The 24,479-nt window shown below is 70.6% G+C and carries 26 protein-coding genes; 18 read left to right on the top strand and 8 right to left on the bottom strand.

The window, feature by feature from the left end; all coding sequences use genetic code 11:
* Positions 1–14: 14 nt before the first annotated feature.
* Complete coding sequence (locus QFW77_RS12800; RefSeq protein ID WP_280575141.1) at positions 15–890, bottom strand: CorC family transporter; 876 nt, start codon at positions 888–890, stop codon at positions 15–17.
* 320 nt (positions 891–1,210) lie between these two features.
* Here QFW77_RS12800 and QFW77_RS12795 point away from each other — a divergent pair, with 320 nt between their 5' ends.
* Positions 1,211–1,735: a hypothetical protein gene (locus tag QFW77_RS12795; RefSeq protein ID WP_280575140.1), complete on the top strand. Its 525-nt coding sequence runs from the start codon at positions 1,211–1,213 to the stop codon at positions 1,733–1,735.
* Between the two features lie 52 nt (positions 1,736–1,787).
* Here the strand turns inward: QFW77_RS12795 and ybeY are convergent, their stop codons facing one another.
* On the bottom strand, positions 1,788–2,270 hold the full coding sequence (gene ybeY / locus QFW77_RS12790) for an rRNA maturation RNase YbeY (RefSeq protein ID WP_280575138.1): 483 nt from the start codon (positions 2,268–2,270) through the stop codon (positions 1,788–1,790).
* Between the two features lie 37 nt (positions 2,271–2,307).
* A complete protein-coding gene (locus QFW77_RS12785) occupies positions 2,308–3,291 on the bottom strand; it encodes a PhoH family protein (protein WP_280575135.1) in 984 nt (327 codons plus the stop codon).
* Positions 3,292–3,555: 264 nt separating this feature from the next.
* On the opposite strand from QFW77_RS12785, the gene QFW77_RS12780 reads away from it, so the two are divergent.
* From QFW77_RS12780 to QFW77_RS12765, 4 genes are all read left to right on the top strand, one after another.
* Positions 3,556–4,251 carry a TetR/AcrR family transcriptional regulator gene (locus QFW77_RS12780; protein ID WP_280575133.1) on the top strand — a complete coding sequence of 232 codons (696 nt, stop codon included), beginning with the start codon at positions 3,556–3,558 and terminating at the stop codon, positions 4,249–4,251.
* On the top strand, positions 4,241–5,206 hold the full coding sequence (locus QFW77_RS12775) for an HlyD family secretion protein (protein WP_280575131.1): 966 nt from the start codon (positions 4,241–4,243) through the stop codon (positions 5,204–5,206). The genes QFW77_RS12780 and QFW77_RS12775 overlap by 11 nt, the downstream gene beginning before the upstream one ends.
* Before the next feature lie 61 nt (positions 5,207–5,267).
* Positions 5,268–6,215 carry an ABC transporter ATP-binding protein gene (locus tag QFW77_RS12770; RefSeq protein WP_280575193.1) on the top strand — a complete coding sequence of 316 codons (948 nt, stop codon included), beginning with the start codon at positions 5,268–5,270 and terminating at the stop codon, positions 6,213–6,215.
* A complete protein-coding gene (locus QFW77_RS12765) occupies positions 6,212–7,309 on the top strand; it encodes an ABC transporter permease (protein WP_280575129.1) in 1,098 nt (365 codons plus the stop codon). The genes QFW77_RS12770 and QFW77_RS12765 overlap by 4 nt, the downstream gene beginning before the upstream one ends.
* Here the strand turns inward: QFW77_RS12765 and miaB are convergent.
* A complete protein-coding gene (gene miaB / locus QFW77_RS12760; protein WP_280575127.1) occupies positions 7,254–8,756 on the bottom strand; it encodes a tRNA (N6-isopentenyl adenosine(37)-C2)-methylthiotransferase MiaB in 1,503 nt (500 codons plus the stop codon). The two genes, QFW77_RS12765 and miaB, sit on opposite strands and share 56 nt — an antisense overlap.
* 127 nt (positions 8,757–8,883) lie before the next feature.
* On the opposite strand from miaB, the gene QFW77_RS12755 reads away from it, so the two are divergent.
* The 6 genes from QFW77_RS12755 to QFW77_RS12730 all read left to right on the top strand — a co-directional run bounded on the left by QFW77_RS12755 (position 8,884) and on the right by QFW77_RS12730 (position 13,987).
* Entirely contained in the window at positions 8,884–9,822 is a 939-nt protein-coding gene (locus tag QFW77_RS12755) for a lytic transglycosylase domain-containing protein (protein ID WP_280575125.1), read from the top strand.
* A 143-nt stretch (positions 9,823–9,965) separates the two neighbouring features.
* Positions 9,966–10,604, top strand: coding sequence for a ubiquinol-cytochrome c reductase iron-sulfur subunit (gene petA / locus QFW77_RS12750; RefSeq protein WP_280575124.1), 639 nt, complete (start codon positions 9,966–9,968; stop codon positions 10,602–10,604).
* 99 nt (positions 10,605–10,703) lie between these two features.
* Positions 10,704–11,894 (top strand): cytochrome b, encoded by a 1,191-nt coding sequence (locus QFW77_RS12745; RefSeq protein WP_280575192.1) that lies wholly within the window; start codon positions 10,704–10,706, stop codon positions 11,892–11,894.
* Between the two features lie 31 nt (positions 11,895–11,925).
* A complete protein-coding gene (locus QFW77_RS12740; RefSeq protein ID WP_425603325.1) occupies positions 11,926–12,690 on the top strand; it encodes a cytochrome c1 in 765 nt (254 codons plus the stop codon).
* Positions 12,691–12,859: 169 nt separating this feature from the next.
* Positions 12,860–13,495, top strand: a complete 636-nt coding sequence (locus QFW77_RS12735) for a glutathione S-transferase N-terminal domain-containing protein (protein WP_280575191.1) — start codon at positions 12,860–12,862, stop codon at positions 13,493–13,495.
* Positions 13,496–13,540: 45 nt separating this feature from the next.
* Positions 13,541–13,987, top strand: coding sequence for a ClpXP protease specificity-enhancing factor (locus QFW77_RS12730; RefSeq protein WP_280575122.1), 447 nt, complete (start codon positions 13,541–13,543; stop codon positions 13,985–13,987).
* A gap of 30 nt (positions 13,988–14,017) precedes the next feature.
* Here QFW77_RS12730 and QFW77_RS12725 read toward each other — a convergent pair whose 3' ends face one another.
* Positions 14,018–14,341: a DUF3301 domain-containing protein gene (locus tag QFW77_RS12725; protein WP_280575121.1), complete on the bottom strand. Its 324-nt coding sequence runs from the start codon at positions 14,339–14,341 to the stop codon at positions 14,018–14,020.
* 76 nt (positions 14,342–14,417) lie between these two features.
* Between QFW77_RS12725 and QFW77_RS12720 the strand changes: the two genes are divergently transcribed.
* Positions 14,418–15,218 carry an FHA domain-containing protein gene (locus tag QFW77_RS12720; RefSeq protein ID WP_280575119.1) on the top strand — a complete coding sequence of 267 codons (801 nt, stop codon included), beginning with the start codon at positions 14,418–14,420 and terminating at the stop codon, positions 15,216–15,218.
* On the opposite strand, the gene nadC is transcribed toward QFW77_RS12720, so the two are convergent.
* Both nadC and QFW77_RS12710 read right to left on the bottom strand, forming a co-directional pair.
* The gene (gene nadC / locus QFW77_RS12715) at positions 15,215–16,084 is read right to left on the bottom strand and encodes a carboxylating nicotinate-nucleotide diphosphorylase (protein WP_280575118.1); all 870 of its coding nucleotides are present in this window, start codon (positions 16,082–16,084) and stop codon (positions 15,215–15,217) included. The two genes, QFW77_RS12720 and nadC, sit on opposite strands and share 4 nt — an antisense overlap.
* 8 nt (positions 16,085–16,092) lie before the next feature.
* A complete protein-coding gene (locus QFW77_RS12710; protein ID WP_280575117.1) occupies positions 16,093–16,359 on the bottom strand; it encodes a Trm112 family protein in 267 nt (88 codons plus the stop codon).
* Between the two features lie 145 nt (positions 16,360–16,504).
* Here QFW77_RS12710 and purE point away from each other — a divergent pair, with 145 nt between their 5' ends.
* Both purE and QFW77_RS12700 read left to right on the top strand, forming a co-directional pair.
* Positions 16,505–17,044: a 5-(carboxyamino)imidazole ribonucleotide mutase gene (gene purE / locus QFW77_RS12705; RefSeq protein WP_280575115.1), complete on the top strand. Its 540-nt coding sequence runs from the start codon at positions 16,505–16,507 to the stop codon at positions 17,042–17,044.
* Positions 17,041–18,213 (top strand): 5-(carboxyamino)imidazole ribonucleotide synthase, encoded by a 1,173-nt coding sequence (locus QFW77_RS12700; protein ID WP_280575114.1) that lies wholly within the window; start codon positions 17,041–17,043, stop codon positions 18,211–18,213. The genes purE and QFW77_RS12700 overlap by 4 nt, the downstream gene beginning before the upstream one ends.
* Positions 18,214–18,395: 182 nt before the next feature.
* On the opposite strand, the gene QFW77_RS12695 is transcribed toward QFW77_RS12700, so the two are convergent.
* Complete coding sequence (locus QFW77_RS12695) at positions 18,396–18,980, bottom strand: superoxide dismutase (RefSeq protein WP_280575112.1); 585 nt, start codon at positions 18,978–18,980, stop codon at positions 18,396–18,398.
* A gap of 135 nt (positions 18,981–19,115) precedes the next feature.
* Between QFW77_RS12695 and grxD the strand changes: the two genes are divergently transcribed.
* The 4 genes from grxD (at position 19,116) to QFW77_RS12675 (ending at position 24,387) form a co-directional block, all read left to right on the top strand.
* On the top strand, positions 19,116–19,433 hold the full coding sequence (gene grxD, locus QFW77_RS12690; RefSeq protein WP_280575111.1) for a Grx4 family monothiol glutaredoxin: 318 nt from the start codon (positions 19,116–19,118) through the stop codon (positions 19,431–19,433).
* Positions 19,430–20,230 (top strand): SDR family NAD(P)-dependent oxidoreductase, encoded by an 801-nt coding sequence (locus tag QFW77_RS12685; RefSeq protein ID WP_280575110.1) that lies wholly within the window; start codon positions 19,430–19,432, stop codon positions 20,228–20,230. Before grxD ends, QFW77_RS12685 begins: the two co-directional genes overlap by 4 nt.
* A complete protein-coding gene (locus QFW77_RS12680; protein ID WP_280575109.1) occupies positions 20,227–20,823 on the top strand; it encodes a MarC family protein in 597 nt (198 codons plus the stop codon). The genes QFW77_RS12685 and QFW77_RS12680 overlap by 4 nt, the downstream gene beginning before the upstream one ends.
* Positions 20,824–21,093: 270 nt before the next feature.
* A complete protein-coding gene (locus tag QFW77_RS12675; RefSeq protein ID WP_280575108.1) occupies positions 21,094–24,387 on the top strand; it encodes a TonB-dependent receptor in 3,294 nt (1,097 codons plus the stop codon).
* Positions 24,388–24,479: the final 92 nt, after the last annotated feature.

Below are 24,479 nucleotides of genomic sequence, written 5' to 3'. Positions count from 1 at the left end.
ATGCGCGCACCGGCTCAGGCGTCCTGCAGGTCGGTGTGCACGCTCACGTGCAGCGCGTGCAGGCGGCGCGAGTCCGCGCGCGCGACCCGGAAACCGAAGCGGCCGAGCGTGAGTTCCTCGCCGGCCTCGGGCAGGTGCCCGATCGCCGCGGTGACCAGCCCGCCGATGGTGTCGTACTCGTCGTCGTCGAAGTCGGCGCCGAAACGCGCGTTGAAGTCCTCGATCGGGGTCAGCGCATTCACCAGGTACTGGCCGTCGGCCTGGGCCGCGATCAGCGCGCTGTTGTCCTCGGCCTCGTCGTATTCGTCGTCGATCTCGCCGACGATTTCCTCCAGCACGTCCTCGATGGTGATCAGCCCGGCGACCCCGCCGTACTCGTCGATCACGATCGCCATGTGGTTGCGCGACTGCCGGAACTCGCGCAGCAGCACGTCCAGGCGCTTGGACTCGGGAATCAGCACCGCCGGCCGGAGCAGCTCGCGCAGGCGCACCTGGCCGCTGCGCGGCACCACCCCGCGCAGCAGGTCCTTGGCCAGCAGGATGCCGAGGATCTCGTCCTTGTCCTCGCCGTGGACCGGGAAGCGCGAGTGGCCGGACTCGACCACCTGCTGCATCACCTCGCCGAACGGCGCGTCGATCGACAGCGCCACCATCTGCGAGCGCGGGATCATCGCGTCGCCCACGGTCATGCCGGACACCGCCAGGGCGCCCTCCATCGTGCGCAGGGTGTCGGCCTCGATCAGGCCGCCGGCCTGGGCGTCGCGGAGGATCTCGACCAGGTCGTCGCGGGTGGTCGGTTCGCCGGAGATCGCCGAACTGATGCGGTCCAGCCAGCTGCGGCGTTTTTCGGGAGGTTCCTGGGTGGGGGGACGACTGTCGTCTTCGGGCATTGCGGTTGCGGGGGCGCCCTCGGGGGGCGACGGGCGAAGTCTAGCGCGGAACCTGTCCCCGCTGTCCAGCGACGGCGCTGGCGTCCCGGCCGGTGCGGGCCGCCCCGGGCCGCGGGCTCGCGGGGGAGCGGGCATCGGACCTGGCGGCGGGGCCGGGGCGGCCCGGCCCACCGCGTCGCTCCCGCGCCGTCGGATAAATCCGACTTGCGAAGCCCGGCCGCCCCGATGGCGCCCGCGGAGTTTTCCGATGGAGGCGGCGAGCCGCCCCGGGCATGCTGGACTCGCGGCAACCGCCGCATCACCGCTCACGGAGGAGCAACATGGCAGCACCAAGACCATTCCGCTTTCCCCGCCTGCTGGCGAGCGCCGCCTGCGGCGCGATCCTGTTCGCGACCACCCTGCAGGTCCACGCCGGCGGCGCCCACGACGCGCGCCAGGACGGCCCCTACGTCGATGCCTCGGCCTACATCCAGGGCGACGACCAGATCAACGCCTGGTACGGCATGACCTGGCAGCTGAAGCGGGACTTCGACGACATCTGCGGCGACACCTTCTGCGAGGGCGAGTACACCAACATCGAGCCGTTGCGCTTCAGCTGTTCGGTGCACCGGGTGAGCGGCCGGATCGGCATGTGCCTGTGGTCGTTCGCGGCCAGCGACGAGCACCTCGACCCCACCACGGGCAAGATCGCCGTCCGGGTTCCGGCGTGGCGCTGCCGCACGTCGCTCGGCCCGCTCGCCACCCTGGAGGACCTGCTGGCCGCGGTGGAAGGGCAGCCGCCGCTGTATGCGCCGCTGCCCGGCGGCCAGGGTTCGATCTTCGACGGCCTGATCGACTGCCTCTGAGATTCCGTGGGAAGGGGCCGGCCGTCGCGGGCTGCGCGGCGGCCGGACCCGCTCAGGCGTCCAGGTAGGGATCGGCGATGCCGAGCCCGGCGAGGATCTCGCGTTCCAGCTGTTCCATGCATTCGGCCTCGCGCGGGTCCTCGTGGTTCCAGCCGAGCAGGTGCAGGGTGCCGTGCACGGTCAGGTGCGCATAGTGCGCGGCAGGCGCCTTGCCCTGTTGCCGCGCCTCGCGCGCGACCACCGGCGCGCAGATCACCAGGTCGCCCAGCAACGGCAGGCGCACGCCTTCGGGCAGACCCTCCGGAAGCTCCGCGGGAAAGCTCAGCACGTTGGTGGCGTAGTCCCGGCCGCGGTAGTGGCGGTTGAGCGCCCGGCCTTCGGCGGCGCCGACCACGCGCACCGCCAGGTCGGCCTCGCGGATGCGCCCGGCGAGCGCCGCGGACACCCATTTGCGGAAGCTCTGCGCCGCCGGAACCCCCTTGCGCGGGACCGCGTAGCCGACGGCCACATCGAGGCGGGAGGGGCCCTTGGTCATGGCGCGATTGTAGAGCGGGACGCGGCGGCGCGTGCGTTCAGGCGGAGCCGGTGTCCGCGTCCTTGGCATCGCGCGCCTCGTACGCGCTGACGATCCGCGCGACCAGCGCGTGCCGCACCACGTCGCGCGGCTCGAAGAAAGTGAAGCTCACGCCCTCGACGTCGCGCAGCACCTCGATCGCGTCGCGCAGCCCCGACTTGACGTTGCGCGGCAGGTCGATCTGGGTCATGTCGCCGGTGACCACCGCGGTGCTGCCGAAGCCGAGCCGGGTCAGGAACATCTTCATCTGCTCGATGGTCGTGTTCTGGGCCTCGTCGAGGATCACGAAGGCATCGTTGAGGGTGCGGCCACGCATGTAGGCCAGCGGCGCGATCTCGATCACGCTTTTCTCCAGCAGCTTGATCACCTTCTCGACGCCGAGCATCTCGTACAGCGCGTCGTACAGCGGACGCAGGTACGGGTCCACCTTCTGACTGAGGTCGCCGGGCAGGAAGCCGAGCTTCTCGCCGGCCTCCACCGCCGGCCGCACCAGCACCAGGCGCTGCACCTTGGACTCGTTCAGCGCCTCCACCGCCATCGCCACCGCCAGGAAGGTCTTGCCGGTCCCGGCCGGGCCGACCCCGAAGTTGATGTCGTGGGTGGCGATGGCGTGCAGGTACTTCGCCTGGTTGGCGCCGCGCCCGCGCACGGTGCCGCGTTTCACCTTCACCGCCACTTCCTGGGGCTCGAACTCCTCCGCCACCCGCTCGATGCTGGCGCGGCTCAGCCGCACGTTGATCGCGTGGGTGTCGAGGGTCTCGGTGCCGGCCTCCTCGTACAGCGCGCGCAGCAGTTTCTCGGTCTGTTCCACGGCGTCGTCGCTGCGGCCGCTGACGCGGAACACGTTGCCGCGGTTGGCGATCTCCACGCCGAGGCGCAGCTCGATCTGGCGCAGGTGGCTGTCGAACGGGCCCGACAGGTTGGCCAGGCGCTCGCTGTCGGCGGGTTCCAGGGCGAATTCGGAAACGGCGGCTGCGGACATGGCGGGAGCGCGGGCGAGGGCGCAAGAGGTTAGCACCACGCCCATGTCGTCATCGCGAAGCGCCGGCGGGCCGGGAAGCGCCGGATCCAGGATCGCGCCGGTGTCGCACCGATCCGGCCCAGCTTGAACACGCCCCTTTGGGCGCGGACCCGCCATGCCATTGCCGCCACACCAGCCAGGGACGGGCCGCGGCCCCGGCTTCGGACTCCCGGGCGTTCCTAGCGGGGCTTGCAAAGTAATTAATCAATGAATTAAATTTAGCCGATGGATTCGGGCCCCAAGCAACCCCCTGCGAAACCCCGGGCGGCGCCCCGGCTGCCGCGGCGTGCGCCCGGCCGGCCGGCCGGCGAAACGCCCGACCTGCGCGAACGCCTGCTCGATGCCGCGCTGGCCTGCTACGTCCGGCGCGGGATCGCCGCCACTTCGGTGCGCGACATCGCGGCCGAGGCGGGGGTCACTTCCGCGCTGGTGCACTATTACTTCGGCGATGCCGCGCGCCTGCGCGAAGCGGTGATCGACCAGCGCCTGCTGCCCGTGTTCGCGGAGGTGCGCGCTCGCGTCACCCGCGCGGCGGACTCCGACCTCGCCGCCCTGATCGCGGGCTTCGTCGACGGGGTCTGCCGCGCGGTGGAAGCGCACCCATGGTTTCCGGCGCTGTGGGTGCGCGAGGTGGTCAGCGAGGGCGGCGCCCTGCGCGACCTGCTGGTGACCCGGGTGGCGCCCGAGATGGCCCACCTGCTGGCCGACCGTTTCGCCAAGGCGCAGGCGCGTGGGCAGCTGAACGTCGATCTGGATCCTCGATTGCTGATGGTGTCCCTGGTCGGATTGACCCTGTTCCCGGCCGCTGGCGCCCCGATCTGGCGGCAGTTGTTCGACGCCGGCGACCTGGGCATGGAAGACGTGCGCCGCCACGCGCTGGCGCTGCTGGATCGCGGACTGGAGCTCGCCGATGGCGAATGAACGAATGCGCCGGATCGCGGCGCTGGTGGCCTGCACGCTGACGCTGGCCGGCTGCCGCGACCCGAGCCCGCGTGCGCTGGGGACGCTCGAGTACGACCGCATCACCCTGCCGGCGCCGGCGGCCGAGCGCATCGTCGCGATCGAGGTGCGCGAAGGCGAGCGGGTGGAAGCGGGGCAGGCCCTGGTGACCCTGGAACGCAGCCGCGGCGCTGCCCGCCTGCAGGCCAGCCTCGCCGAGGCGGAACGCCAGCGCGACGCGCTGGCGGAGCTGCGCGCCGGCGCGCGCAGCGAGGACATCGACCAGGCGCGCGCCGAACTCGACGCGGCCCGGGCGCAGGCGCGCGACGCACGCGCCTATCACGCCCGCCTGCGCCCGCTGGCCGGCCGCCAGCTGGTCGCCGCCGCCGACCTCGACCGGGCCCGCGCTGCCGCCGGCCTGGCCGACGCGCGGGTCGAAGCCGCCGCCGCAGCGCTCGCGGAACTGCGCAACGGCACCCGCCCCGAGCGGATCGCGCAGGCGGAGGCGGCCGTGCGTGCAGCGGAGGCGCAGGCCCGGGTGGAGCGGGCGACCGCGGAACGCCTGGCGATCGTGGCGCCGCGCGCCGGCCGCGTCGACAGCCTGCCGTACCGGCTCGGCGACGAGGCGCCGGCCGGCGCGCCGCTGGCGGTGCTGCTGGTCGGCGACGCGCCCTACGCGCGGATCCACGTGCCGGAGCCGATCCGCGCCGGCGTCGCGGTCGGCGATGCGGCGAGGGTCTTCGTCGGCGACGACCAGCGCGCCTACCTGGGCCGGGTCCGGATGATCCGCAGCGAACCGGCGTTCACCCCGTACTACGCGCTCACCGGCGAGGACGCGGCCCGGCTGAGCTATCTCGCCGAGGTGCAGCTGGACGCGGCGGCGGCCGAGCTGCCGGCGGGGCTGCCGGTACGGGTGGAGTTCGATGTCCACGACTGAAGCACCGGGCACGGTGGCAGGCGCGCCGCCCGGCGACGCGCTCGCCGCGAGCGAAGTCGCGATCCGCGCCCGCGGCCTCACCCGGCGTTTCGGCGCCCTGGTCGCGGTCGACGGCGTCGACCTCACCGTGCCCACCGCGCACGTGTACGGGTTCCTGGGGCCGAACGGCTCGGGCAAGTCCACCACCATCCGCATGCTCTGCGGGCTGCTCACCCCGAGCGCCGGCGAGATCGAGGTGCTCGGCCTGCGGGTGCCGGAGCAGGCGGAGGAGCTGCGCCGCCGGATCGGCTACATGACCCAGCGGTTCTCGCTGTTCGAAGACCTGGCGGTGCGCGAGAACCTCGAGTTCCTGGCGGCGGTCCAGGACATGCCGCGGGCGGCGGCGCGCCGGCGCATCGACGCGCTGATCGAGCAGTACCGCTTCGGCGACCGCCAGCGCCAGCTCGCCGGAACCCTGAGCGGCGGCCAGAAGCAGCGGCTGGCGCTGGCCGGCGCGGTGATCCACGAACCGGAACTGCTGTTCCTGGACGAGCCCACCAGCGCGGTCGACCCGGAGTCGCGGCGGGATTTCTGGGAGACCCTGTTCGACCTGGCCGATGCCGGCACCACCATCCTGGTGTCGACCCACTACATGGACGAGGCCGAGCGTTGCCACCGCATCGCGATCCTCGACCGCGGCGTGCTGGTCGCCGACGGTACCCCGGCGGAACTGACCGCCAGACTGGAGGGGCGCAGCGTGGCGGTGACGGCGGAGCTGCCGCGCCGCGCGCAACAGGCGCTGGTCGCGGTGCCGGGGGTGCTCAGCGTCGCCCAGATCGGCAACGACCTGCGGGTGCTCGCCGATGCCGATGGCGAGGTCGCGGGACGGATCCGGGCGGCCCTGTCGGAGGCTGGTCTGAGTGCCGAGGTCGCGGCCTCCCGGCCCAATCTGGAGGACGTGTTCGTCGCCGCCACCCGCGGCCGCGCACGGCATCAGGGCGAACGCGGCGCGGCGGGGGAGGCCTCGTGAACTTCCGCCGCATGTCCGCGATCGTGCTCAAGGAACTGCGGCAGATGCGCCGCGACCGGATCACCCTGGCGATGATCGTCGGCATCCCGGTGATGCAGCTGGTGCTGTTCGGCTACGCGATCAACCTGAACCTGCGCGGGCTCGACGCCGGCATCGCCGACCAGGCCGGCACCTCGGCGTCGCGCGCAATGGTGCTCGACATGGCCGCCACCGGGGTGATCGCGCCGTCGCTGGTGGCGCAGACGCCGCAGCAGCTGATGGACGCGCTGCGCCGCGGCGAGATCAGCGTCGGCGTGGTGATCCCGCCGGACTTCGAGCGGCGCCTCGACGAGGGCCGCGAGGCGGTGCAGGTGCTGGTGGACGGGACCGACACGGTGGTGCAGAGCGCGGCGATCCAGCTGGCGCAGCTACCGCTGGATGGTCCGGGGACGCGGCCGCCACCGGCCGCCGGCAGCGGCCGGATCAGCGTGATCGCCTTCTACAACCCGGAGCGCCGCTCGGCGGTGAACATCGTGCCGGGCCTGATCGGCGTGATCCTCACCATGACGATGGTGCTGTTCACCGCGGTGGCGATCGTGCGCGAGCGCGAGCGCGGCAACATGGAGCTGCTGATCGCCACCCCGCTGAGCCGCTCGGAACTGATGGCGGGCAAGGTATTGCCCTACGCGGCGATCGGCCTGGTGCAGACCAGCGTGATCCTGCTGCTGGGCATGTGGCTGTTCCAGGTCCCGGTGCGCGGCAGCGCGCTGGACGTGTACCTGGCGGCGGTGCTGCTGATCCTGGCCAACCTGACCCTCGGCCTGCTGATCAGCACCCGCGCGCAGTCCCAGTTCCAGGCGATGCAGATGACCTTCTTCATCTTCCTGCCCTCGATCCTGCTGTCCGGCTTCATGTTCCCGTTCGCGGGGATGCCGCGCGTGGTGCAGTGGATCGCCGAGCTGTTGCCGCTCACCCACTTCCTGCGCCTGATCCGCGGCATCATGCTGCGCGGCGCAGGCCTGTGGGAGCTGTGGCCGGAGGTGTTGGCCCTGGCGGGGTTCACCGCGGCGATGATGACCGCGGCGATCCTGCGGTTTCGGAAGCGGCTGGACTGAGCGAGGGCGGAGGGGCCTCCGCCAGGCGGCCGCGCAGCGAATTGCTCATCGCGGCGGTGATCGTCACCTCGACGAACCGGCCGACCAGCCGCGGGTCGCCGGGGAAATTCACCGAACGCATGTTCTCGGTCTTGCCGGTGAGCTCGTTCGGGTCCTTGCGCGACGGCCCTTCCACCAGCACCGACTGCACGCTGCCGACCATCGCATCGCTGATGCGCCGCGCGTTGGCGTTGATCGCAGCCTGCAGACGCTCCAGGCGCGCGTGCTTCTCCGCGGCCGGGGTCGCATCCTCCAGGTCGGCGGCCGGCGTGCCGGGGCGGCGCGAATAGATGAAGGAGAAACTCTGGTCGAAGCCGACCTCCTCGATCAGCTTCATGGTCTTTTCGAAGTCCGCGGCGGTCTCGCCCGGGAAACCGACGATGAAATCCGAGGAGATGGAAATGTCCGGGCGGACCGCGCGCAGCCTGCGGATCTTCTGCTTGAACTCGAGCGCGGTGTAGCCGCGCTTCATCGCCGCCAGGATCCGGTCGCTGCCGGACTGCACCGGAAGGTGCAGGTAGTTCGCCAGCTGCGGCACGTCGCGGTAGGCGTCGACCAGCGAGTCGGAGAACTCGAGCGGATGCGAGGTGGTGAAGCGGATCCGGTCGATGCCGTCGATCTCGGCGATGGTGCGGATCAGCAGCCCCAGGTCGGCATGCTGCGGATGGTCCGGGCCGGGGGCCGGGCCCTCGCCCGCCGCCTCGCCCATCGGTCCGCGGTAGGCGTTGACGTTCTGCCCCAGCAGGTTGATCTCGCGCACGCCCTGTGCCGCCAGCCGCACCACCTCGACCAGGACGTCCTCGAACGGCCGGCTGACCTCCTCGCCGCGGGTGTAGGGCACCACGCAGAAGCTGCAGTACTTGCTGCAGCCCTCCATGATCGAGACGAACGCGCTGGGGCCCTCGGCGCGCGGCTGCGGCAGGCGATCGAACTTCTCGATCTCCGGAAAGCTGATGTCGACCTGGGGCAGGCCGCTGCCGCGCCGGGCGCGGATCAGCTCGGGAAGGCGGTGCAGGGTCTGCGGGCCGAACACCAGGTCCACGTACGGCGCCCGCTTCACGATCGCCTCGCCCTCCTGCGACGCCACGCAGCCGCCCACCCCGATCAGCACCGGCCTGCCGCCCTGCTTGAGCGCCTTCCAGCGTCCCAGCTGGCTGAACACCTTTTCCTGGGCCTTCTCGCGGATCGAACAGGTGTTGACCAGCACCACGTCGGCCTGCTCGACGTCGTCGGTCAACTCCAGGCCGTCGCTGGCGGCGAGCACGTCGGCCATCTTGGCCGAGTCGTATTCGTTCATCTGGCAGCCGTGGGTCTGGATGTACAGCTTGCCGCGGGCCGGCAGGCCCTGGGCGGGCTCGGAACGCGGGTCGGCGGCTGGCGCCGGCGGGGCGGTGGTGGTGGCGGTCATGGCGGGTCCGGGGCGCGGCGCTGATTCCGGGCCGGAAGGCGGTGGATGACGGAACAGTGTAATCGGTCACGGAGCCTTGGCGATCAAGGACTTGGCAAAGCCGTGGAATCGGAGGACACTGCGCCGGATGAAGGGGGCCTGGGGATCGATCGTCGTCCTGACGTGTGCGCTCGCGTCCGTTCCGGCCGCGGCGGGCACCCTGTATCGCTGCGACAGCGGCGATGGCGTGCCGCAGTACGTCAGCAGGCGCGTCGCCGGTGCCAGCTGCACGGTGATCAGCAGCTATCGTCCCGAACCGGCCAGGCCGCGCCGCGCCGCCGCGCCGGCCGCCGCCGGCAAGGTGACCGCCAGCAGCCGCGTCGAGGGGTCGCCGGCGACGCTCGACGCCAACGCGCCGGCCACCTTCATGGGGCAGGGCGCCGCCGCGACCACGCCAACGCGGGCGCCGGCGACGCCCGCAGCGCGCCCTCGGACCCGCCACGTCCAGGGCCAGGTGTACTCCTACATCAAGGACGGGGTGCGCCACTACACCAGCCGCGCGCCGCGCGGAGTGGCGGGCGCCAGCGCCGTGCGCACCATCCGCTACAGCTTCATGGAGACCTGCTACGCCTGCGGTGCCAGCCCCGGCGTCAGCTTCGGCACGGTGCGCCTGAACACGGATGCCTACCGCGACGAGATCCGCGCCGCCGCGCAGCGGTTCGGCGTGGAGGAGGCGGTGGTGCGGGCGATCATCCACGCCGAGTCCGCCTTCAATCCCAACGCGCTGTCGCGGGTCGGCGCGCAGGGTCTGATGCAGCTGATGCCCGCCACCGCGCAGCGTTTCGGGGTCGGCAATCCGTTCGATCCGGGACAGAACATCCTCGGCGGGGTCGAGTACCTCGCCTGGCTGCTCAAGCGCTTCAACGGCGACCTGACCCTGGCCGCCGCCGGTTACAACGCCGGCGAGGGCGCCGTCGACCGCCACGGCGGGGTCCCCCCCTACAGCGAGACCCGGCGCTACGTCGAGCGGGTCGGGGTGCTGGCCGAGCGCTACCGCGGATATCTGGCCAGCAATACCGCGCCCTGAAGCCGCGCGCGGCTGTCAAGACATTGTCGGCCGATTCAGCGTTCCGTTACACTTTGCCGTCTTTGCGGGCCGCCTCCGGCGACGGGGGCCGGCACGCGGCAGCCAGAATTCAGTAGCTACCGAACAGGTTTGCGGAGTGCAGGATGGTCAATGAAGCGGTGATCGATCCCGCCGGCGGTGAGGATTCAGTCAACACGGGGCGGCGCCGGTTCCTGACCGCGACCACGGCGGTGGTCGGGGCGGTGGGCGCCGGCGTGGCGGCCATCCCGTTCATCAAGTCGTGGAACCCCAGCGCGCGGGCGCTGCTCGCCGGCGCGCCGGTGACCGTGGACATCAGCGCGCTGCAGGAAGGCCAGCGCCTGGTGGTGGAGTGGCGCGGCCAGCCGATCTGGATCGTCAGGCGCTCGGAGGCGATCCTCGAGGCGCTGCCGACCCTGGACGAGCAGCTGCGCGACCCGGAGTCGGAGAACCCCGACCAGCAGCCGGCATACGTGCGCGAGGCCCACCCGGAGCTGCGTTCGATCCGTCCGGAGATCTCGGTGCTGGTCGGGCTGTGCACCCATCTGGGCTGCTCGCCGGAGATGGTCGCGGAGATCCGCCCGCAGCCGTTCGACGCCAACTGGAAGGGCGGGTACTTCTGTCCCTGCCACAAGTCCAAGTTCGACATGGCCGGCCGCGTCTACGAAGGCGTTCCCGCGCCCACCAACCTCGTGGTGCCGCCGCACCACTATGCCGACGACAACACCATCGTCGTCGGCCTCGATCCCGAGGGGGCCGCATAAATGGCGAACGTCGACGACAAGATGGCCGCTCCCAACGATCCGGCCACCGGCATCATCGCCGCGTTCCGCGCCTGGTTCGACGACCGTACCCCGGGGCTGATGCCGGCGTACCGCAAGCACATGACGGAGTACTTCGCGCCGAAGAACTTCAACGTCTGGTACTACTTCGGTTCGCTGGCGCTGCTGGTGCTGGTCAACCAGATCGTCACCGGCATCTTCCTGACGATGCACTACAAGCCGTCGGCCGCGGAGGCGTTCTCTTCGGTCGAGTACATCATGCGCGACGTGGAGTGGGGCTGGCTGATCCGCTACATGCACTCCACCGGCGCTTCGCTGTTCTTCATCGTCGTCTACCTGCACATGTTCCGCGGGCTGATGTACGGCAGCTACCAGAAGCCGCGCGAGCTGGTGTGGATCCTCGGCATGCTGATCTATCTGGTGCTGATGGCCGAAGCGTTCCTCGGCTACGTGCTGCCCTGGGGGCAGATGTCGTTCTGGGGCGCCAAGGTGATCATCTCGCTGTTCGGCGCGATCCCGGTGATCGGCAACGGCCTGACCGAGTGGATCATGGGCGACTTCCTGCCCGGCGACGCCACCGTCAACCGCTTCTTCGCGCTGCACGTGATCGCACTGCCGCTGGTGCTGCTGCTGCTGGTCGTGCTGCACCTGGGGGCGCTGCACGAGGTCGGCTCCAACAACCCGGACGGCGTGGACATCAAGAAGGGGCCGAAGGGCAACCGCTGGTCGGCGAAGGCCCCGCTCGATTCGATCCCGTTCCACCCGTACTACACGGTCAAGGACCTGGTGGGCGTCGGCTTCCTGCTGATCCTGGCCGCCTTCATCATCTTCTTCACCCCGGAGATGGGCGGCTGGTTCCTCGAGCACGACAACTTCATCGAGGCCAACCCGCTGGTCACCCCCGAGCACATCAAGCCGGTGTGGTACTACACGCCCTACTACGCGATGCTCAGGGTGGTGCCCGACAAGCTGGGCGGCGTGCTGGTGATGTTCGGCGCGATCGCGATCCTGTTCGCCGTGCCCTGGCTGGACCGCGCCAGGGTCAAGTCCTATCGCTACCGCGGCATGCTGTCCAAGGTGCTGCTGGGGCTGTTCGCGATCAGCTTCTTCTGGCTTGGCAAGATCGGCGCCGGCCCGGGCACCGACCCGGTCGAGACCATCGTCGGACGTTGCCTGACCTTCTACTACTTCGCGTTCTTCATCACGATGCCATGGTGGACCAGGATCGACCGCACCAAACCTGTGCCCGAGCGGGTGACGACGCATGACTAGGGATCCGGGAATCGGGAATCGGGAATCGGGAATCGTGAAGAGCGGCTATCAGCGTCTGGTCAGTCACGCGGCGGTGCTCGCCGGGGGACTGCTGTTGTCCTTCTCGGCGCTCGCCGCCGACCCGGGCACCGCGCTCCAGCAGTCGGGCACCGACCTCGCCGACCGCGCCTCGCTGCAGCGCGGCGCGCGGTTGTTCATGAACTACTGCGCCGGCTGCCATTCGCTCAAGTACCTGCGCTACTCGCGCATGGCCGAGGACCTCGGGCTCAGCGAAGAGGAGGTCATGGAGAACCTCAACTTCACCGGCGCCGCCTTCGGCGAGCACATCGTCCCGGCGATGCCGGCGGAGCAGGCCGAGGACTGGTTCGGGGTGGCGCCGCCCGACCTTTCGCTGGTGGTGCGCACCAAGGCCGGCGGCCCCGACTGGATCTATACCTTCCTCAAGTCGTTCTATCAGGACGAGTCGAGCGCGCAGGGCTGGAACAACACCCTGTTCCCCGACGTGTCGATGCCGAACCCGCTGTGGGAGATGCAGGGTCTGCAGCATCCCGTCTACGGTGCGCCCGACGAGACCGGTCAGCCCGCCATCGAGCGCCTGGAGCTGGCCCGCCCGGGCACCCAGGACGCCGCGGAGTTCGACCGAACCGTCCGCGACATCGCCGCATTTCTCGAGTACGCCGCCGAACCGGCAGCGCTCAAGCGCCAGGGCATCGGCGTCTGGGTGATCCTGTTCCTGGCGTTCTTCACGTTCCTCGCCTGGCTGCTGAAGAAGGAATACTGGCGCGACGTGCACTAGGCGGACCCTCCACGAGCCCGGCTTCGGCGCGGGTTTCTTGCAGATCAGGCCGGCGCAGACCGGCCCTCGGCAGCCGTGGGGGGACGGCTCGGGAACCGGGCGACCGTCCCGCAGTGGGCGGGCGGCGTCGATGCGGCCGGCGGTATCCGGCCGTGGGAGAGTGCCGATGATGGCCGCGAGTCCGCGTATGCGTAATGCCCTGACCCTGTTTTCGTCCGTCGATGACGTGCTCTGCCACCGCGTCCGCCTGGTATTGGCGGCCAAGGGCGTCACCTACGACCTGATCGCGGTGGATCCGCAGAGCCCGCCCGAGGATCTGCTCGACCTCAACCCGTACCACTCGGTGCCCACCCTGGTCGAACGCGACCTGGTGCTCTACGCCGCGTCGGTGGTCTGCGAGTATCTCGACGAACGCTACCCGCACCCGCCGCTGATGCCGGTCGACCCGCTCTCCCGCGCGCGCCTGCGTCTGGCCATGCTCCGGCTGGAGCACGACTGGGTACCGCAGATCCAGGCGATCCAGCTGGGCAACAAGCAGCAGGCCGAGGCCGGGCGCAAGCGCCTGCGGGAACTGCTGACCGCCTCGGTTCCGCTGTTCAAGGCCAGCAAGTTCTTCCTCAGCGCCGAGATGAGCCTGGCCGACTGCGCCATGGCGCCGATCATCTGGCGGCTGCAGGCGCTGGGCGTCGCGTTGCCGAAGGACGGCAAGGCGATCGAGGACTACGGGAACCGCATCTTCCGCGGGCCCGGCTTCGTGCGCAGCCTGACGCCGCAGGAGAAGAACCTGCGCGAACTGCCGGAATGAGCCGCGCGCGCTGGCCCGGCGCGGCGATGGCGGTACACTGACGGCATGCCCGAGACCGCCGCGCCCGGCATGACCAGCCATCGCCCGTACCTGTTGCGGGCGCTGTACGAGTGGATCGCCGACAACGGCATGACCCCGCACATCCTGGTCGATGCCGAGCAGCCCGGGGTGCGGGTGCCGACGCACGCCGTGAAGGAAGGGCGGGTGGTGCTCAACATCGCCGAGCGCGCGGTGACCCGATTGGAGATGGACAACGGCGGCGTGCGTTTCACGGCGCGCTTCGGCGGGGTCAGCCATCCGGTCGAGGTACCGGTCGGCGCGGTGCTGGCGATCTATGCCCGCGAGACCGGTCACGGCATGGTGCTGCCGGAGGACGTCGGAGGCGGCCCGGGGCCGGACCCGGACGACGATCCGGGCACGGCGGCCGATGCCCAGGCGGGCGACGACGCACCCGCACCGAAGCGCGGTGCGCACCTGCGCGTGGTCAAGTAGGCGCCAGGCCGCCGCGGGCGGCCTGGCCTCTCAGTGCAGGTCGCGCTGCGACGCCCGCACCGGCCCGCTGAACGAGACCAGGGTGTCGCCGTGCAGCACCAGTCGGCCGACGTGCCGCTCGGTCCCGTCCTCCGAATACTCGAAGCGGAAGCTGCGTTCCAATCCGAGCCGGCCGTCCTCGCCGCGGCGCAGCCGCAGCCCGGCGGCGTGCACGGTCTGGTCGAGCCACTGCACCCCGGCGGCGCGGCACGCCTGGCGGCCGATCCGCTCGGCGCGCTCGGCGGCACCGCGCCCGGCGCTCCAGAAGGCGAAGGCCGCGGCGCCGGCGATCATCACGAGCACTAGATCGAACATGCGTGTAATGTGGCGCCCGCATCGGCCCCGGGCAAGGCCCGTCGCCGCGCCCAGCCAGACCAGCCCGGAATCGCCGATGAGCGCCCAGTCCTTGAAACTCGTGTTCCCCGGCGGCGAGCATCCGCAGGTGCTGCTCGGACCGGGCGTGAGCCGGATCGGCTCGGATCCGCACGCCAACATCGTGCTCGACAGGCCCGGCGTGCTGCCCAGCCACTGCGAGCTCCAGGTCGGCGCCCACGGGGTCACGCTGAAGGTGCCCGAAGGCATCGCGGTGCGGGTCAACGGCCGGGTGGTCGATGGCGTGCTCGCGCTGCGTCCCGGCGACGTGGTGGGCTTCGAGCAGGTGCAGGCGCGGTTGGTGTCGATGGAGGTGGCCACCGCGGTCCCGGCCACCCCGGCCGGCGTGCCCGCCAACGACGACATCGACGCCACCGCGGTCCGCCCGGCGCTGCCGCGCTACGTGCTGCGCGGCGTGTCCGGCCACGCCTTCGGGCGCAGCTACCCGGTGGTCGGGCCCACGGTGGTCGGCCGCGCCGCAGAGTGCACGCTGCGCTTCGACGAGCCGGGCCTGTCGCGTTCGCACGTCCGGCTCACCCCGACCCCTGACGGCATCGAGCTCCAGGACCTCGGTTCCAGCAACGGCAGCTTCCTCAACGGGCGCCGGGTGCAGATGGCGCTGGCGCGCCCCGGCGACGAGATCGGCTTCGACCAGCTGCGCTTCCGCCTGCTCGCCCCCGGCCAGGGGCAGCCGGTGCAGGTGCACGCGCGTCCGGTGGCGGACATCCATCCGCGCGGCGGCCGCGGGTGGCGGCGCTGGGGCCTGGCGCTGACGGCGCTGCTGACGGCCGCCGCCGCGTTGGCGCTGGTGCTGCGTTAGCCGGAGCAGGCCGGTCCCAGCTTGAGCGACAGGTCGATCGCGCGCACGTGCTTGGTCAGCGCGCCGATCGAGATGCAGTCCACGCCGTCGGCGGCGATCGCGCGCACGCCTTCCAGGTCGACCCCGCCCGAGACCTCCAGCGGCACTCGCGCCGCGCCCGCGGCGGCCGCGATGCGCACCGCCTCGCGCCGCGCCGCCGCGTCGAAATCGTCGATCAGGACGCGGTCGCAGCCGGCCGCCAGCGCCTCGCGCAGCTGGTCCAGGGTTTCCACCTCGACGATCAGCGGCAGCGACGGCTGCTGCGCGCGCGCCGCGCCGATCGCCGCGGTGACCGAGCCGGCCACACGCACGTGGTTCTCCTTGAGCATCACCGCATCGAACAGACCGATCCGATGGTTGACCCCGCCGCCCACGCGCACCGCATACTTCTGCGCCTGGCGCAGCCCGGGCAGGGTCTTGCGGGTATCGAGGATCCGCGCGCCGGTGCCGCGCACCGCGTCGACGTAGGCGCGGGTGGCGGTGGCGGTGGCGCTCAGGGTCTGCACGAAGTTGAGCGAGGCGCGCTCCGCGCTGACCAGCGCGCGGGCGCGACCGGACAGCTCGGCCAGAATCGTGCCGGCGACCACCCGGTCGCCCTCGGCCACCCGCCAGTCGATCCGCACCTCCGGGTCGAGCCTGCGGTGGCAGGCGTCGAACCACGGACGACCGCAGACCACCGCGTTCTCCTTGCACAGCAGCCGCGCGACATCGGTGGCATCGGGCAGCAGGGCGGCGGTGACATCGCCGCTGCCGATGTCCTCGGCCAGGGCGCGGGCCACGTCGGCCTCGACCGTCGCGGTGGGCGGTGGCGCGATGGTGGCGGCCATCGCCGGGATCAGGCGGGAAAGCCGTCGATCTGCGCGGTGGCGATGCCTTCCTCCACCAGCAGCACCGGGATGCCGTCGTCGATTCGGTAGATCCGCTTGCGGTCGCGGGTCGCCAGCGCCGCGTCGAGCGGTTCGGCCTGGGCGGTGCCGTCGTTGCGCCGCACGGCGCCGGCGGCGACCGCGCGGTTGACCGCCTCGAGCCCGGTCTTGTCGAGCAGTGCCAACGGTTGCCGGGTGTCGGGACAGACGAGGATGTCGAGGAGCTTGCGGTCCATGGGGCGTGAGCGGCGATTCGTGGTGAGCGATTCGGCAGCGTACCACTCCGGCAGTGCGGCCGCCGGTTCCGTTGGCGCTGTTCCGGATCGCCATCGCCAATCGACGATCCCGGCTAAAATGCGCCTTTAGCGCCCGGGGACGACCATGCCAGCCACGCCAGCCAGCTCCGCCGCGCCGCTCGTCGGCATCGTGATGGGCTCGCGTTCCGACTGGGACACGATGCAGCACGCCGCCGAACACCTCGAAGCGCTGGGGGTGCCGCACGAAGTACGGGTGGTGTCGGCCCACCGCACCCCGGATGCGATGTTCGCCTACGCCGAATCGGCCGGGCAGCGCGGGCTGCGGGCGATCATCGCCGGCGCCGGCGGCGCCGCGCACCTGCCGGGAATGCTGGCGGCCAAGACCGCGGTGCCGGTGCTCGGCGTGCCGGTGCAATCGAAGTCGCTCAACGGGCTCGACTCGCTGCTCTCGATCGTGCAGATGCCGGCCGGGGTGCCGGTCGCGACGTTCGCCATCGGCCGTGCCGGAGCGGTCAATGCCGCACTGTTCGCCGCGGCGCTGCTGGCGGCCGGACACGCGGAGGTTGCGGCGGCGCTGGAGGCGTTTCGCCGGCGCCAGACCGAAGCGGTGGCCGGCGCCGACGATCCGCGCCGGCCGCCGGCCGGATCCGGGCTGCGCCCGTGACCACCGTCGGGATCCTTGGGGGCGGCCAGCTTGCGCGCATGCTGGCGCTGGCGGGCGCACCGCTGGGGCTGCGCTTCCTGGTGATGGATACTTCGGCCGAGGCCTGCGCCGGACAGTTCGCGCCGCTGCTGGTCGGCGACTACCGCGACGAGGCGGCGCTCGCCGACTTCGCCGCGCGCGTGGACGTGGTGACCTTCGACTTCGAGAACGTCCCGGCCGAGTCCGCGCGCTGGCTGAGCGCGCGGGTGCCGGTGTTCCCCAATCCCGGCGCGCTGGGCGTCGCCCAGGACCGGCTGGCGGAGAAGATGCTGTTCCGCGAGCTGGCGATTCCCGTGCCGCCGTTCGCCGACATCGCCTCGCGAGAGGACCTGGACGCCGCGCTCGCCCGGATCGGCACGCCCTGCATCCTCAAGACCCGCCGCCTCGGCTACGACGGCAAGGGGCAGTTCCGGCTGAAGCCCGCGCCGGGGGCCGGTACGCCCGCAGCGGTACAGCGGGTCGCGGACCAGGCCTGGGCCGCGCTGGGCCCGCAGGCGGAGCGCGTCGGCCTGATCCTGGAGGCCTTCGTGCCGTTCGACCGCGAGCTGAGCGTGGTGGCGATGCGCGGCCGCGACGGCAGTTTCGATACCTGGCCGCTCACCGAGAACTGGCACGTCGACGGGGTGCTCTCGGCCAGCCTGGCGCCGGCGCGGGTCGACCCGGCGCTGGCCGAGACGGCCTATGGCCATGCCCGCCGTCTGGCCGAGGCGCTGGACTATGTGGGCGTGTTCGCACTGGAACTGTTCTGCCATGGGGGCGAACTGCTGGCCAACGAGCTGGCGCCCCGGGTGCACAACTCCGGGCACTGGACCATCGAAGGCGCCGAGACCTCGCAGTTCGAGAACCACCTGCGCGCGGTGCTCGGGCTGGCCGCTGGCGCGACCACCGTGCGCGGCCATGCCTGCATGTTGAACTGGATCGGCGAGTTGCCGGATCCGGCGCCGGTGCTGGCCGAGGCCGGTGGCCACTGGCACGACTACGGCAAGTCGCCGCGCGCCGGCCGCAAGGTCGGCCACGCGACGTTGCGGGCGGACACGCCGGAGGCGCTGGCCGCTGCGCTGCAGCGCGGCGGCGACGCGCTCGGGCGGCAGTCCCAGGTCGCCCCGGCGATCGCGGCCCTGCGCGGTTGACGGGCGCCCGCCGCACGCTTCCGTGCCCCCGGCCCGATCCCGTCCTTCGGCCGACTCCGCAGCAGCGCCCGGACCGCCGCAGAAGCGGGCCGTGCCCGCCAAAGCCGGCGCAGTTGCCGATGCCCGGAACCGCTGCCGCGGCGCCGGAGATTCCCGCGGCCTTCGCGGCCATGGGGCCGCTCCTACAGGCGCGCGGCGATCGATTCCCAGGCCACCAGGCGCCAGAAGGCCTCGAGGTACTTCGCCCGGTTCGCACCGTAGTCCGGCAGGTAGGCGTGCTCCCACAGGCAGCACGCCAGCAGGGGCGTGTCCGGCCCGGTCAGCGGCGTGACCGAGTGCGGGGTCACGGCGATCGCCAGGCGCCCGTCGTCGCGCCGCAGCAGCCAGGCCCAGCCGGAGCCGAACCCGCGCAGGGCCGCTTCGTCGAATTGCGCGCGGAAGCCCTCGACGCTACCGAAGGCGCCGGCCAGGGCCTCGGCCAGCCGCCCCTCGGGTTCGCCGCCGCCGCCGGCAGCGGCCGGCTTCAGGCAGCGCCAGTACAGCCCGGTGTTCCAGGCCTGGGCGGCGTGTTCGGCCATCGCCCCCTGCGCCTTGCGCACGATTTCCTCGAGCGCCAGCTCGGCGAAGGCGGTGCCGGCGACCATGGCGTTGAGGGCATCCACATGGGCGCGGTGGTGGCCGTCGTGGTGCCGTGCCACGGTGTCGCCGGACAGATACGGCTCGAGGGCGGTGCGATCGTAGGGCAGGGCGGGCAGGTCGATGGGCATGGGCACCGGGTTCGGGAGTGGCGGCCACGGCCCGCGAGCGGCCGCAGGGCGCGCGAGGCCTTACAATCGCCGATTCTAACCCCACGTCCGCCGCCGGCCTTCGCGCGCGGCGCGGGCAATCCAGGAGTACGCGAGATGGTGATGCAGCGGATCCAGGCCGAGGTCGAGGGCCACCCGATCGTCCTGTTCATGAAGGGCACGCCGCAGTTCCCGATGTGCGGTTTCTCCAGCCGCACCGTCAAGGTGCTCAAGGACGCCGGCGTCGGCGACCTGCGTACCGTCAACGTGCTGGAGGAGCCGGAAATCCGCGCCAACCTGCCGCGCTATTCCAACTGGCCGACCTTCCCGCAGTTGTTCATCAACGGCGAACTGATCGGCGGCTGCGACATCGCCGTGGAGCTGCACGAATCCGGCGAGCTGGCACGGATGGTCGCGGAAGCGCAGAAGGCGTGAGCGCGGCGACCTTCCCGGGCGTTGCCGGCCAGGCGCCGGGCGCGGCGCCGCTGGACGGACGGGTGGTGCTGGTCGCGGGTGCGCACGGCGGTCTCGGCCAGGCCGCTTCGCTGGCCTGCGCGCGTGCGGGCGCGCGCCTGGTGCTGCTGGGGCGGCGCATCCCCAAGCTCAACCGCCTGCTCGATGCGATCGAGCGCGAAGGGGGCGAGGCGGTGCTGTATCCGCTCGACCTGGAAGGCGCCGGCCCCGACGATTACGCCGAACTCGCCCGGCGCATCGAATCCGGCTACGGCCGGCTCGACGGGCTTATGCACTGCGCCGCCGAGTTCCGCGGCCTCACCCCGCTCGAGCACACCGACCCGGCGGCGTTCGCACGTGCCATCCACGTGGGACTCACGGCGCGCTGGTGGCTGACCCAGGCCTGCCTGCCGCTGCTGCGGCGCGGCGCCGACGCTTCGGTGGTGTTCGTGGTCGACGCCGCCGATGCCACCAGCGGCGCCTACTGGGGCGGCTACGGCATCGCCCAGTCGGGCCTGCATGCGATGGTGCGGATGCTGCACGCCGAACTCGCCGGCACCGCGGTGCGGATCAGCGGCCTGCAGCCGGGGCCGATGCGCACGCCGCTGCTCGCGCGCGCGTACGTCGAAGGCGACCGGGCCGGTGCCTGCGAGCCGGAGCGCTACGCGGGCGCCTGCGTGACACTACTCTCGGCAGCCGGCGCCGCGCGCCGCGGGCAGATCTGGCGCCCCGGCCCGGATGTCGGCGGGATCGCCCTGCCGATGCTGGCCGCGCAATGACCATCGCCTCCGCGGCGCTGCTGCTGTTCCTGATCCTCGATCCGCTCGGCAACATCCCGGTGTTCCTCGGCATGCTGCGGCGGCTGCCGCCGCGGCGGCAGCGTATCGTGCTGGCGCGCGAACTGTTGATCGCCCTGGGCGTACTGATGCTGTTCCTCTGGGCCGGCAAGTACGTGCTGGAGCTGATGCACCTGCGCCAGGAATCGGTCTCGATCGCCGGCGGGATCGTGCTGTTCCTGATCGGGCTGCGGATGATCTTCCCGCCGCCGCAGGGGCTGATGGGCGAGCTGCCCGAGGGCGAGCCGTTCATCGTGCCCATGGCCATTCCGCTGGTGGCCGGCCCGTCGGGGATGGCCGCGGTGATGCTGATGGGCAGCAGCGAGCCGGAGCGGCTGGGCGAATGGAGCCTGGCGCTGCTGCTGGCGTGGGCGGCCACCGCGGCGATCCTGTTCTCGTCCACCTGGCTGTACCGCCTGCTCGGCATGCGCGCCCTGATCGCCATGGAGCGGCTGATGGGGATGCTGCTGGTGGCGATCTCGGTGCAGATGCTGCTGGACGGCGTGGTCGGCTACCTGGGGTTGACCCCAGGCTGAGGCGGCGCGCTCCCCCAGATGACAAGCACTTAGCCGACCTTGCTGAGGCGGCGGATAAAAGCCATTCCGGACAGGGGGTTGCACGGTTCCGGGGCTGTCATTTCTCTGTCATCCGTGACGGCTATCGTGTTAATCTGTTGTTAACCGCAGCGCACCTGTTCGCGCCCGGCCGGGGCTCCTAGACACCTTCGCACCACACCTTTCGCATTCCGAAAAACGACCATGCGCACGTCACGCGTGGTCATCACCCACGCATCGAGGCTATCGACAATGACTCACAAGCACCGCGTCCGACTCTCCAGGCTCTCGCTCGGTCTGATCGTCGCGCTCGCCGCAGCGCCGGCGTTCTCGCAGAGCACCTCCGCCGGTGTCGGCGGCCAGGTCGTCGGCGCCGACGGCCAGCCGGTCGCGGGCGCGGAGGTCACGATCGTCCATACAGAATCGGGCACGGTGAACCGCACCACCACGGACGCGAACGGCCGCTACAACGCCCGCGGCCTGCGTGTCGGCGGTCCGTACACCATCACCATCAACAAGGCCGGCGCCGGGACGGACACCGAGGACGACGTCTACCTCGCCCTCAACCAGACCACCCAGATCAACTCGCAGCTGAGCGGCGACATCGCCACCCTCGAGTCGGTGCAGGCGATCGGCTACGCCGGCGGCTCCGAGATCTTCAGCGCCACCAAGATGGGCACCGGCACCAGCCTGAGCCTGCAGCAGATCGAGGCGCTGCCGTCGATCCAGCGCAACATCCAGGACTACATGCGCATGGATCCGCGCATCGCCCAGACCGACAAGGGCCGCGGCGAGATCTCCGCCGCCGGCCAGAACACCCGCTACAACGTGATCCTGATCGACGGCGTCCGCACCAACGACCCGTTCGGCCTGGAAGCCAACAACCTGCCGACGCTGCGCCAGCCGGTCTCGATGGACGCGATCGAAGCGATCGACATCGACCTGTCCAACTACGACGCTTCCATCACCGGCGGCACCGGCGCGGTGGTGAATGCGGTGACCAAGTCGGGTACCAACGAGTTCTCCGGCTCGGCCTATTACGTCTATCGCGACCAGGACTGGGTGCGCGACAACGAGGACGGCTCGCCGTTCGGCGGCTTCATCGACGAGGAGACCTACGGCGCCACGTTCGGCGGGCCGATCATCAAGGACAAGCTGTTCTTCTTCGTCAACTACGAGAAGTTCACCCGCTCTGCGCCCGGCCCCTCGTTCGGTCCGGAGGGCTCGTCCGCATCCAACATCGTCGAGGGCGTGACCAACGAGGACATCGCCGAGGCGCAGCAGATCGCCCGTGACGTGTACGGCGTGGATATCGGCGGGTACTCGGTGCCAGAAGGCCTGACCACCGACGTCGAGGAGTACGCCGCCAAGATCGACTGGAACATCGGCGACAACCACCGCGCCTCGCTTCGCTACAGCAAGCTGGAGCAGAGCGACGCCAACCTGCCGGGCCTGGACAACGACGAAATCTCGCTGAACAGCTACTGGTACTCGCACGAGAAGTCGTTCGAGAGCCTGGTCGCCCAGGTGTTCAGCGACTGGACCGACACGTTCTCGACCGAGTTCAAGCTGTCGACCCGCGACTATCTCGCGGTGCGCAATCCGCTCGGCGATCCGCTCCCGCAGATCGAAGTCAATCTCGGACCCGCCGATCCGGCCGATCCCGACCTGCCGGGCGATGGCCCGTTCCTCAACTTCGGCACCGAGCAGTTCACCCACATCAACCGGGTCGAGACCGAGCAGCTGTCCGCCTACGGTGCCGGCATCTTCTACTTCGGCGACCATACGCTGAAGGCCGGCTTCGACTGGGAACGCAACGAGATCTTCAACCTGTTCGGCCGCGACCTGTTCGGCAGCTATTCGTTCGCCAGCCTCGATCATTTCCGCCGCGGCGAATACGCCAGCTACAGCTCGCGCAGGCCGCAGCCCGGCGAGTCGTTCGACAGCATCGCCGCCAACTACGAGCAGGAGAACCTCGGCCTGTTCGTGCAGGACACCTGGGCGCCGACCTACAACCTGACCCTGAACTTCGGCCTGCGCGTCGACATTCCGAAGATCGACGACGTGCCGCTGTACAACCCGATCGTCCAGCAGGCCTACGGACTCGACAACACCGCCACCATCGACGGCAACGAGCTCTGGCAGCCACGCTTCGGCTTCAACTACACCTTCGACAGCGAACGCCCGACCCAGCTGCGCGGTGGCGTGGGCCTGTTCCAGGGCGCGGCGGCCAACGTCTGGATCAGCAACTCGTTCCAGAACTCAGGGTATACCCCGCAGATCTACGGCATCGATATCGACGATCCGGGCAATACGCTCACCCGCGAGGAGCTGTGGGCGCAGTACCCGATCACCATGGATCCGAACGGCCAGCCGGCGCCGGACAGCGACCAGCAGATGGTGGTTGCGCTGATGGATCCCGACATGGAGCAGCCGTCGTCGTGGAAAGCCAACCTGGCCTTCGATCACGAACTGCCCTGGTACGGAATCGTCGCCTCGGCCGAACTGCTGCTGACCAAGGTGGAGACCGCGCTGCACTATGAGATCCTCGGCCTGGGCGATCCGACCGCGGTCGGGCCCGATGGCCGGCTGATCTACTACTGCACCCCCGCGACCGCCAGCAGCCCGCGCTGCAACCGGGACGTGGCGATCGAGCAGGCCGTCGCCGAGCTGGAAGCGGCGGGCCAGTTGCCCGACGGTCTGTCCAACATCACCGGCCTTGGCAACGACAACGTCATCTACCTGCGCCCGACCAACAAGGGCGGCAGCCAGCAGCTGACGCTGAGCCTGACCAAGCCGATGACCGAGAACTGGTCGTGGATGGCGGCGTACACCAAGACCAGCGCGGAGGAGGTCAACCCGCTGACCTCGTCGCAGGCCCATTCGAACTGGGACGGTCGCGCGATCTTCAACCCCAACGTGCCCACCGCCGACACCTCCAACTACGAGATCAGCGACCGCTTCACCGCGGCCCTCACCTGGCAGCGGGCGTTCTTTGGCGACTACCGCACCACCGCCACGGTCGTGTACGAGGGTCGCACCGGCCGCCCGTACAGCTGGACCTACCTCAACGACGCCAACGGCGACGGCGAGACCAACGATCTGTTCTACGTGCCGGATGGCTTCGGCGACGTGGAGTTCACCGGCGGTGCGGAGATGGAGCGTGCGTTCTTCGACTGGCTGAGCCAGCATCCGGAGCTCATGGCGCAGCAGGGCGGCGTGGTCGAGCGCAACAGCGAGCGTTCGTCGTGGGTCAACAACTTCGACATCCGCATCAGCCAGGAGCTGCCCGGGTTCTTCGACGGGCACAAGTCGGAGCTGTGGCTGGACATCCTCAACGTCGGCAATCTGATCGACAAGGACTGGGGCCAGATCAACGAGATCGGCTTCCCGTTCGGGCGCCGGGTGGCGCGCATGAACGGCATCAACGAGGACGGCCAGTACATCTACGACTTCGATCCGGACGGCGTCTTCAGCGAGCGGCTGTACGACAACACCGGGCAGTCGCGCTGGGCCCTGCAGCTGGGCTTCCGCTACAAGTTCTGATCCGCCAGGGTTCGTACCGCGGGACAGGAACGGCCGGGGCCCGCCCCGGCCGTTTCCTTTTCCGCCCGGCGCTGCGCTACAGTGCCGCCCCC

This window comes from Luteimonas endophytica (assembly GCF_029887875.1).
GTDB lineage: Bacteria > Pseudomonadota > Gammaproteobacteria > Xanthomonadales > Xanthomonadaceae > Luteimonas > Luteimonas endophytica.
The sequence above is the reverse complement of the archived record's forward strand: the minus strand, read 5'-3'. Positions and strand labels throughout refer to the sequence as shown.

What these genes read in the sequence shown, in the direction of transcription:
- QFW77_RS12775 (WP_280575131.1), top strand. Translation starts at nt 4,241, where the DNA reads ATGGCGAATGAACGAATGCGCCGGATCGCGGCGCTGGTGGCCTGCACG.
- QFW77_RS12800 (WP_280575141.1), bottom strand. Translation starts at nt 890, where the DNA reads ATGCCCGAAGACGACAGTCGTCCCCCCACCCAGGAACCTCCCGAAAAA.
- grxD (WP_280575111.1), top strand. Translation starts at nt 19,116, where the DNA reads ATGGTGATGCAGCGGATCCAGGCCGAGGTCGAGGGCCACCCGATCGTC.
- QFW77_RS12755 (WP_280575125.1), top strand. Translation starts at nt 8,884, where the DNA reads ATGAAGGGGGCCTGGGGATCGATCGTCGTCCTGACGTGTGCGCTCGCG.
- ybeY (WP_280575138.1), bottom strand. Translation starts at nt 2,270, where the DNA reads ATGACCAAGGGCCCCTCCCGCCTCGATGTGGCCGTCGGCTACGCGGTC.
- nadC (WP_280575118.1), bottom strand. Translation starts at nt 16,084, where the DNA reads ATGGCCGCCACCATCGCGCCACCGCCCACCGCGACGGTCGAGGCCGAC.
- petA (WP_280575124.1), top strand. Translation starts at nt 9,966, where the DNA reads ATGGTCAATGAAGCGGTGATCGATCCCGCCGGCGGTGAGGATTCAGTC.
- QFW77_RS12735 (WP_280575191.1), top strand. Translation starts at nt 12,860, where the DNA reads ATGGCCGCGAGTCCGCGTATGCGTAATGCCCTGACCCTGTTTTCGTCC.
- QFW77_RS12785 (WP_280575135.1), bottom strand. Translation starts at nt 3,291, where the DNA reads ATGTCCGCAGCCGCCGTTTCCGAATTCGCCCTGGAACCCGCCGACAGC.
- QFW77_RS12780 (WP_280575133.1), top strand. Translation starts at nt 3,556, where the DNA reads ATGGATTCGGGCCCCAAGCAACCCCCTGCGAAACCCCGGGCGGCGCCC.
- QFW77_RS12675 (WP_280575108.1), top strand. Translation starts at nt 21,094, where the DNA reads ATGACTCACAAGCACCGCGTCCGACTCTCCAGGCTCTCGCTCGGTCTG.
- QFW77_RS12680 (WP_280575109.1), top strand. Translation starts at nt 20,227, where the DNA reads ATGACCATCGCCTCCGCGGCGCTGCTGCTGTTCCTGATCCTCGATCCG.
- QFW77_RS12725 (WP_280575121.1), bottom strand. Translation starts at nt 14,341, where the DNA reads ATGTTCGATCTAGTGCTCGTGATGATCGCCGGCGCCGCGGCCTTCGCC.
- miaB (WP_280575127.1), bottom strand. Translation starts at nt 8,756, where the DNA reads ATGACCGCCACCACCACCGCCCCGCCGGCGCCAGCCGCCGACCCGCGT.
- QFW77_RS12745 (WP_280575192.1), top strand. Translation starts at nt 10,704, where the DNA reads ATGCCGGCGTACCGCAAGCACATGACGGAGTACTTCGCGCCGAAGAAC.
- QFW77_RS12720 (WP_280575119.1), top strand. Translation starts at nt 14,418, where the DNA reads ATGAGCGCCCAGTCCTTGAAACTCGTGTTCCCCGGCGGCGAGCATCCG.
- purE (WP_280575115.1), top strand. Translation starts at nt 16,505, where the DNA reads ATGCCAGCCACGCCAGCCAGCTCCGCCGCGCCGCTCGTCGGCATCGTG.
- QFW77_RS12795 (WP_280575140.1), top strand. Translation starts at nt 1,211, where the DNA reads ATGGCAGCACCAAGACCATTCCGCTTTCCCCGCCTGCTGGCGAGCGCC.
- QFW77_RS12710 (WP_280575117.1), bottom strand. Translation starts at nt 16,359, where the DNA reads ATGGACCGCAAGCTCCTCGACATCCTCGTCTGTCCCGACACCCGGCAA.
- QFW77_RS12695 (WP_280575112.1), bottom strand. Translation starts at nt 18,980, where the DNA reads ATGCCCATCGACCTGCCCGCCCTGCCCTACGATCGCACCGCCCTCGAG.
- QFW77_RS12730 (WP_280575122.1), top strand. Translation starts at nt 13,541, where the DNA reads ATGCCCGAGACCGCCGCGCCCGGCATGACCAGCCATCGCCCGTACCTG.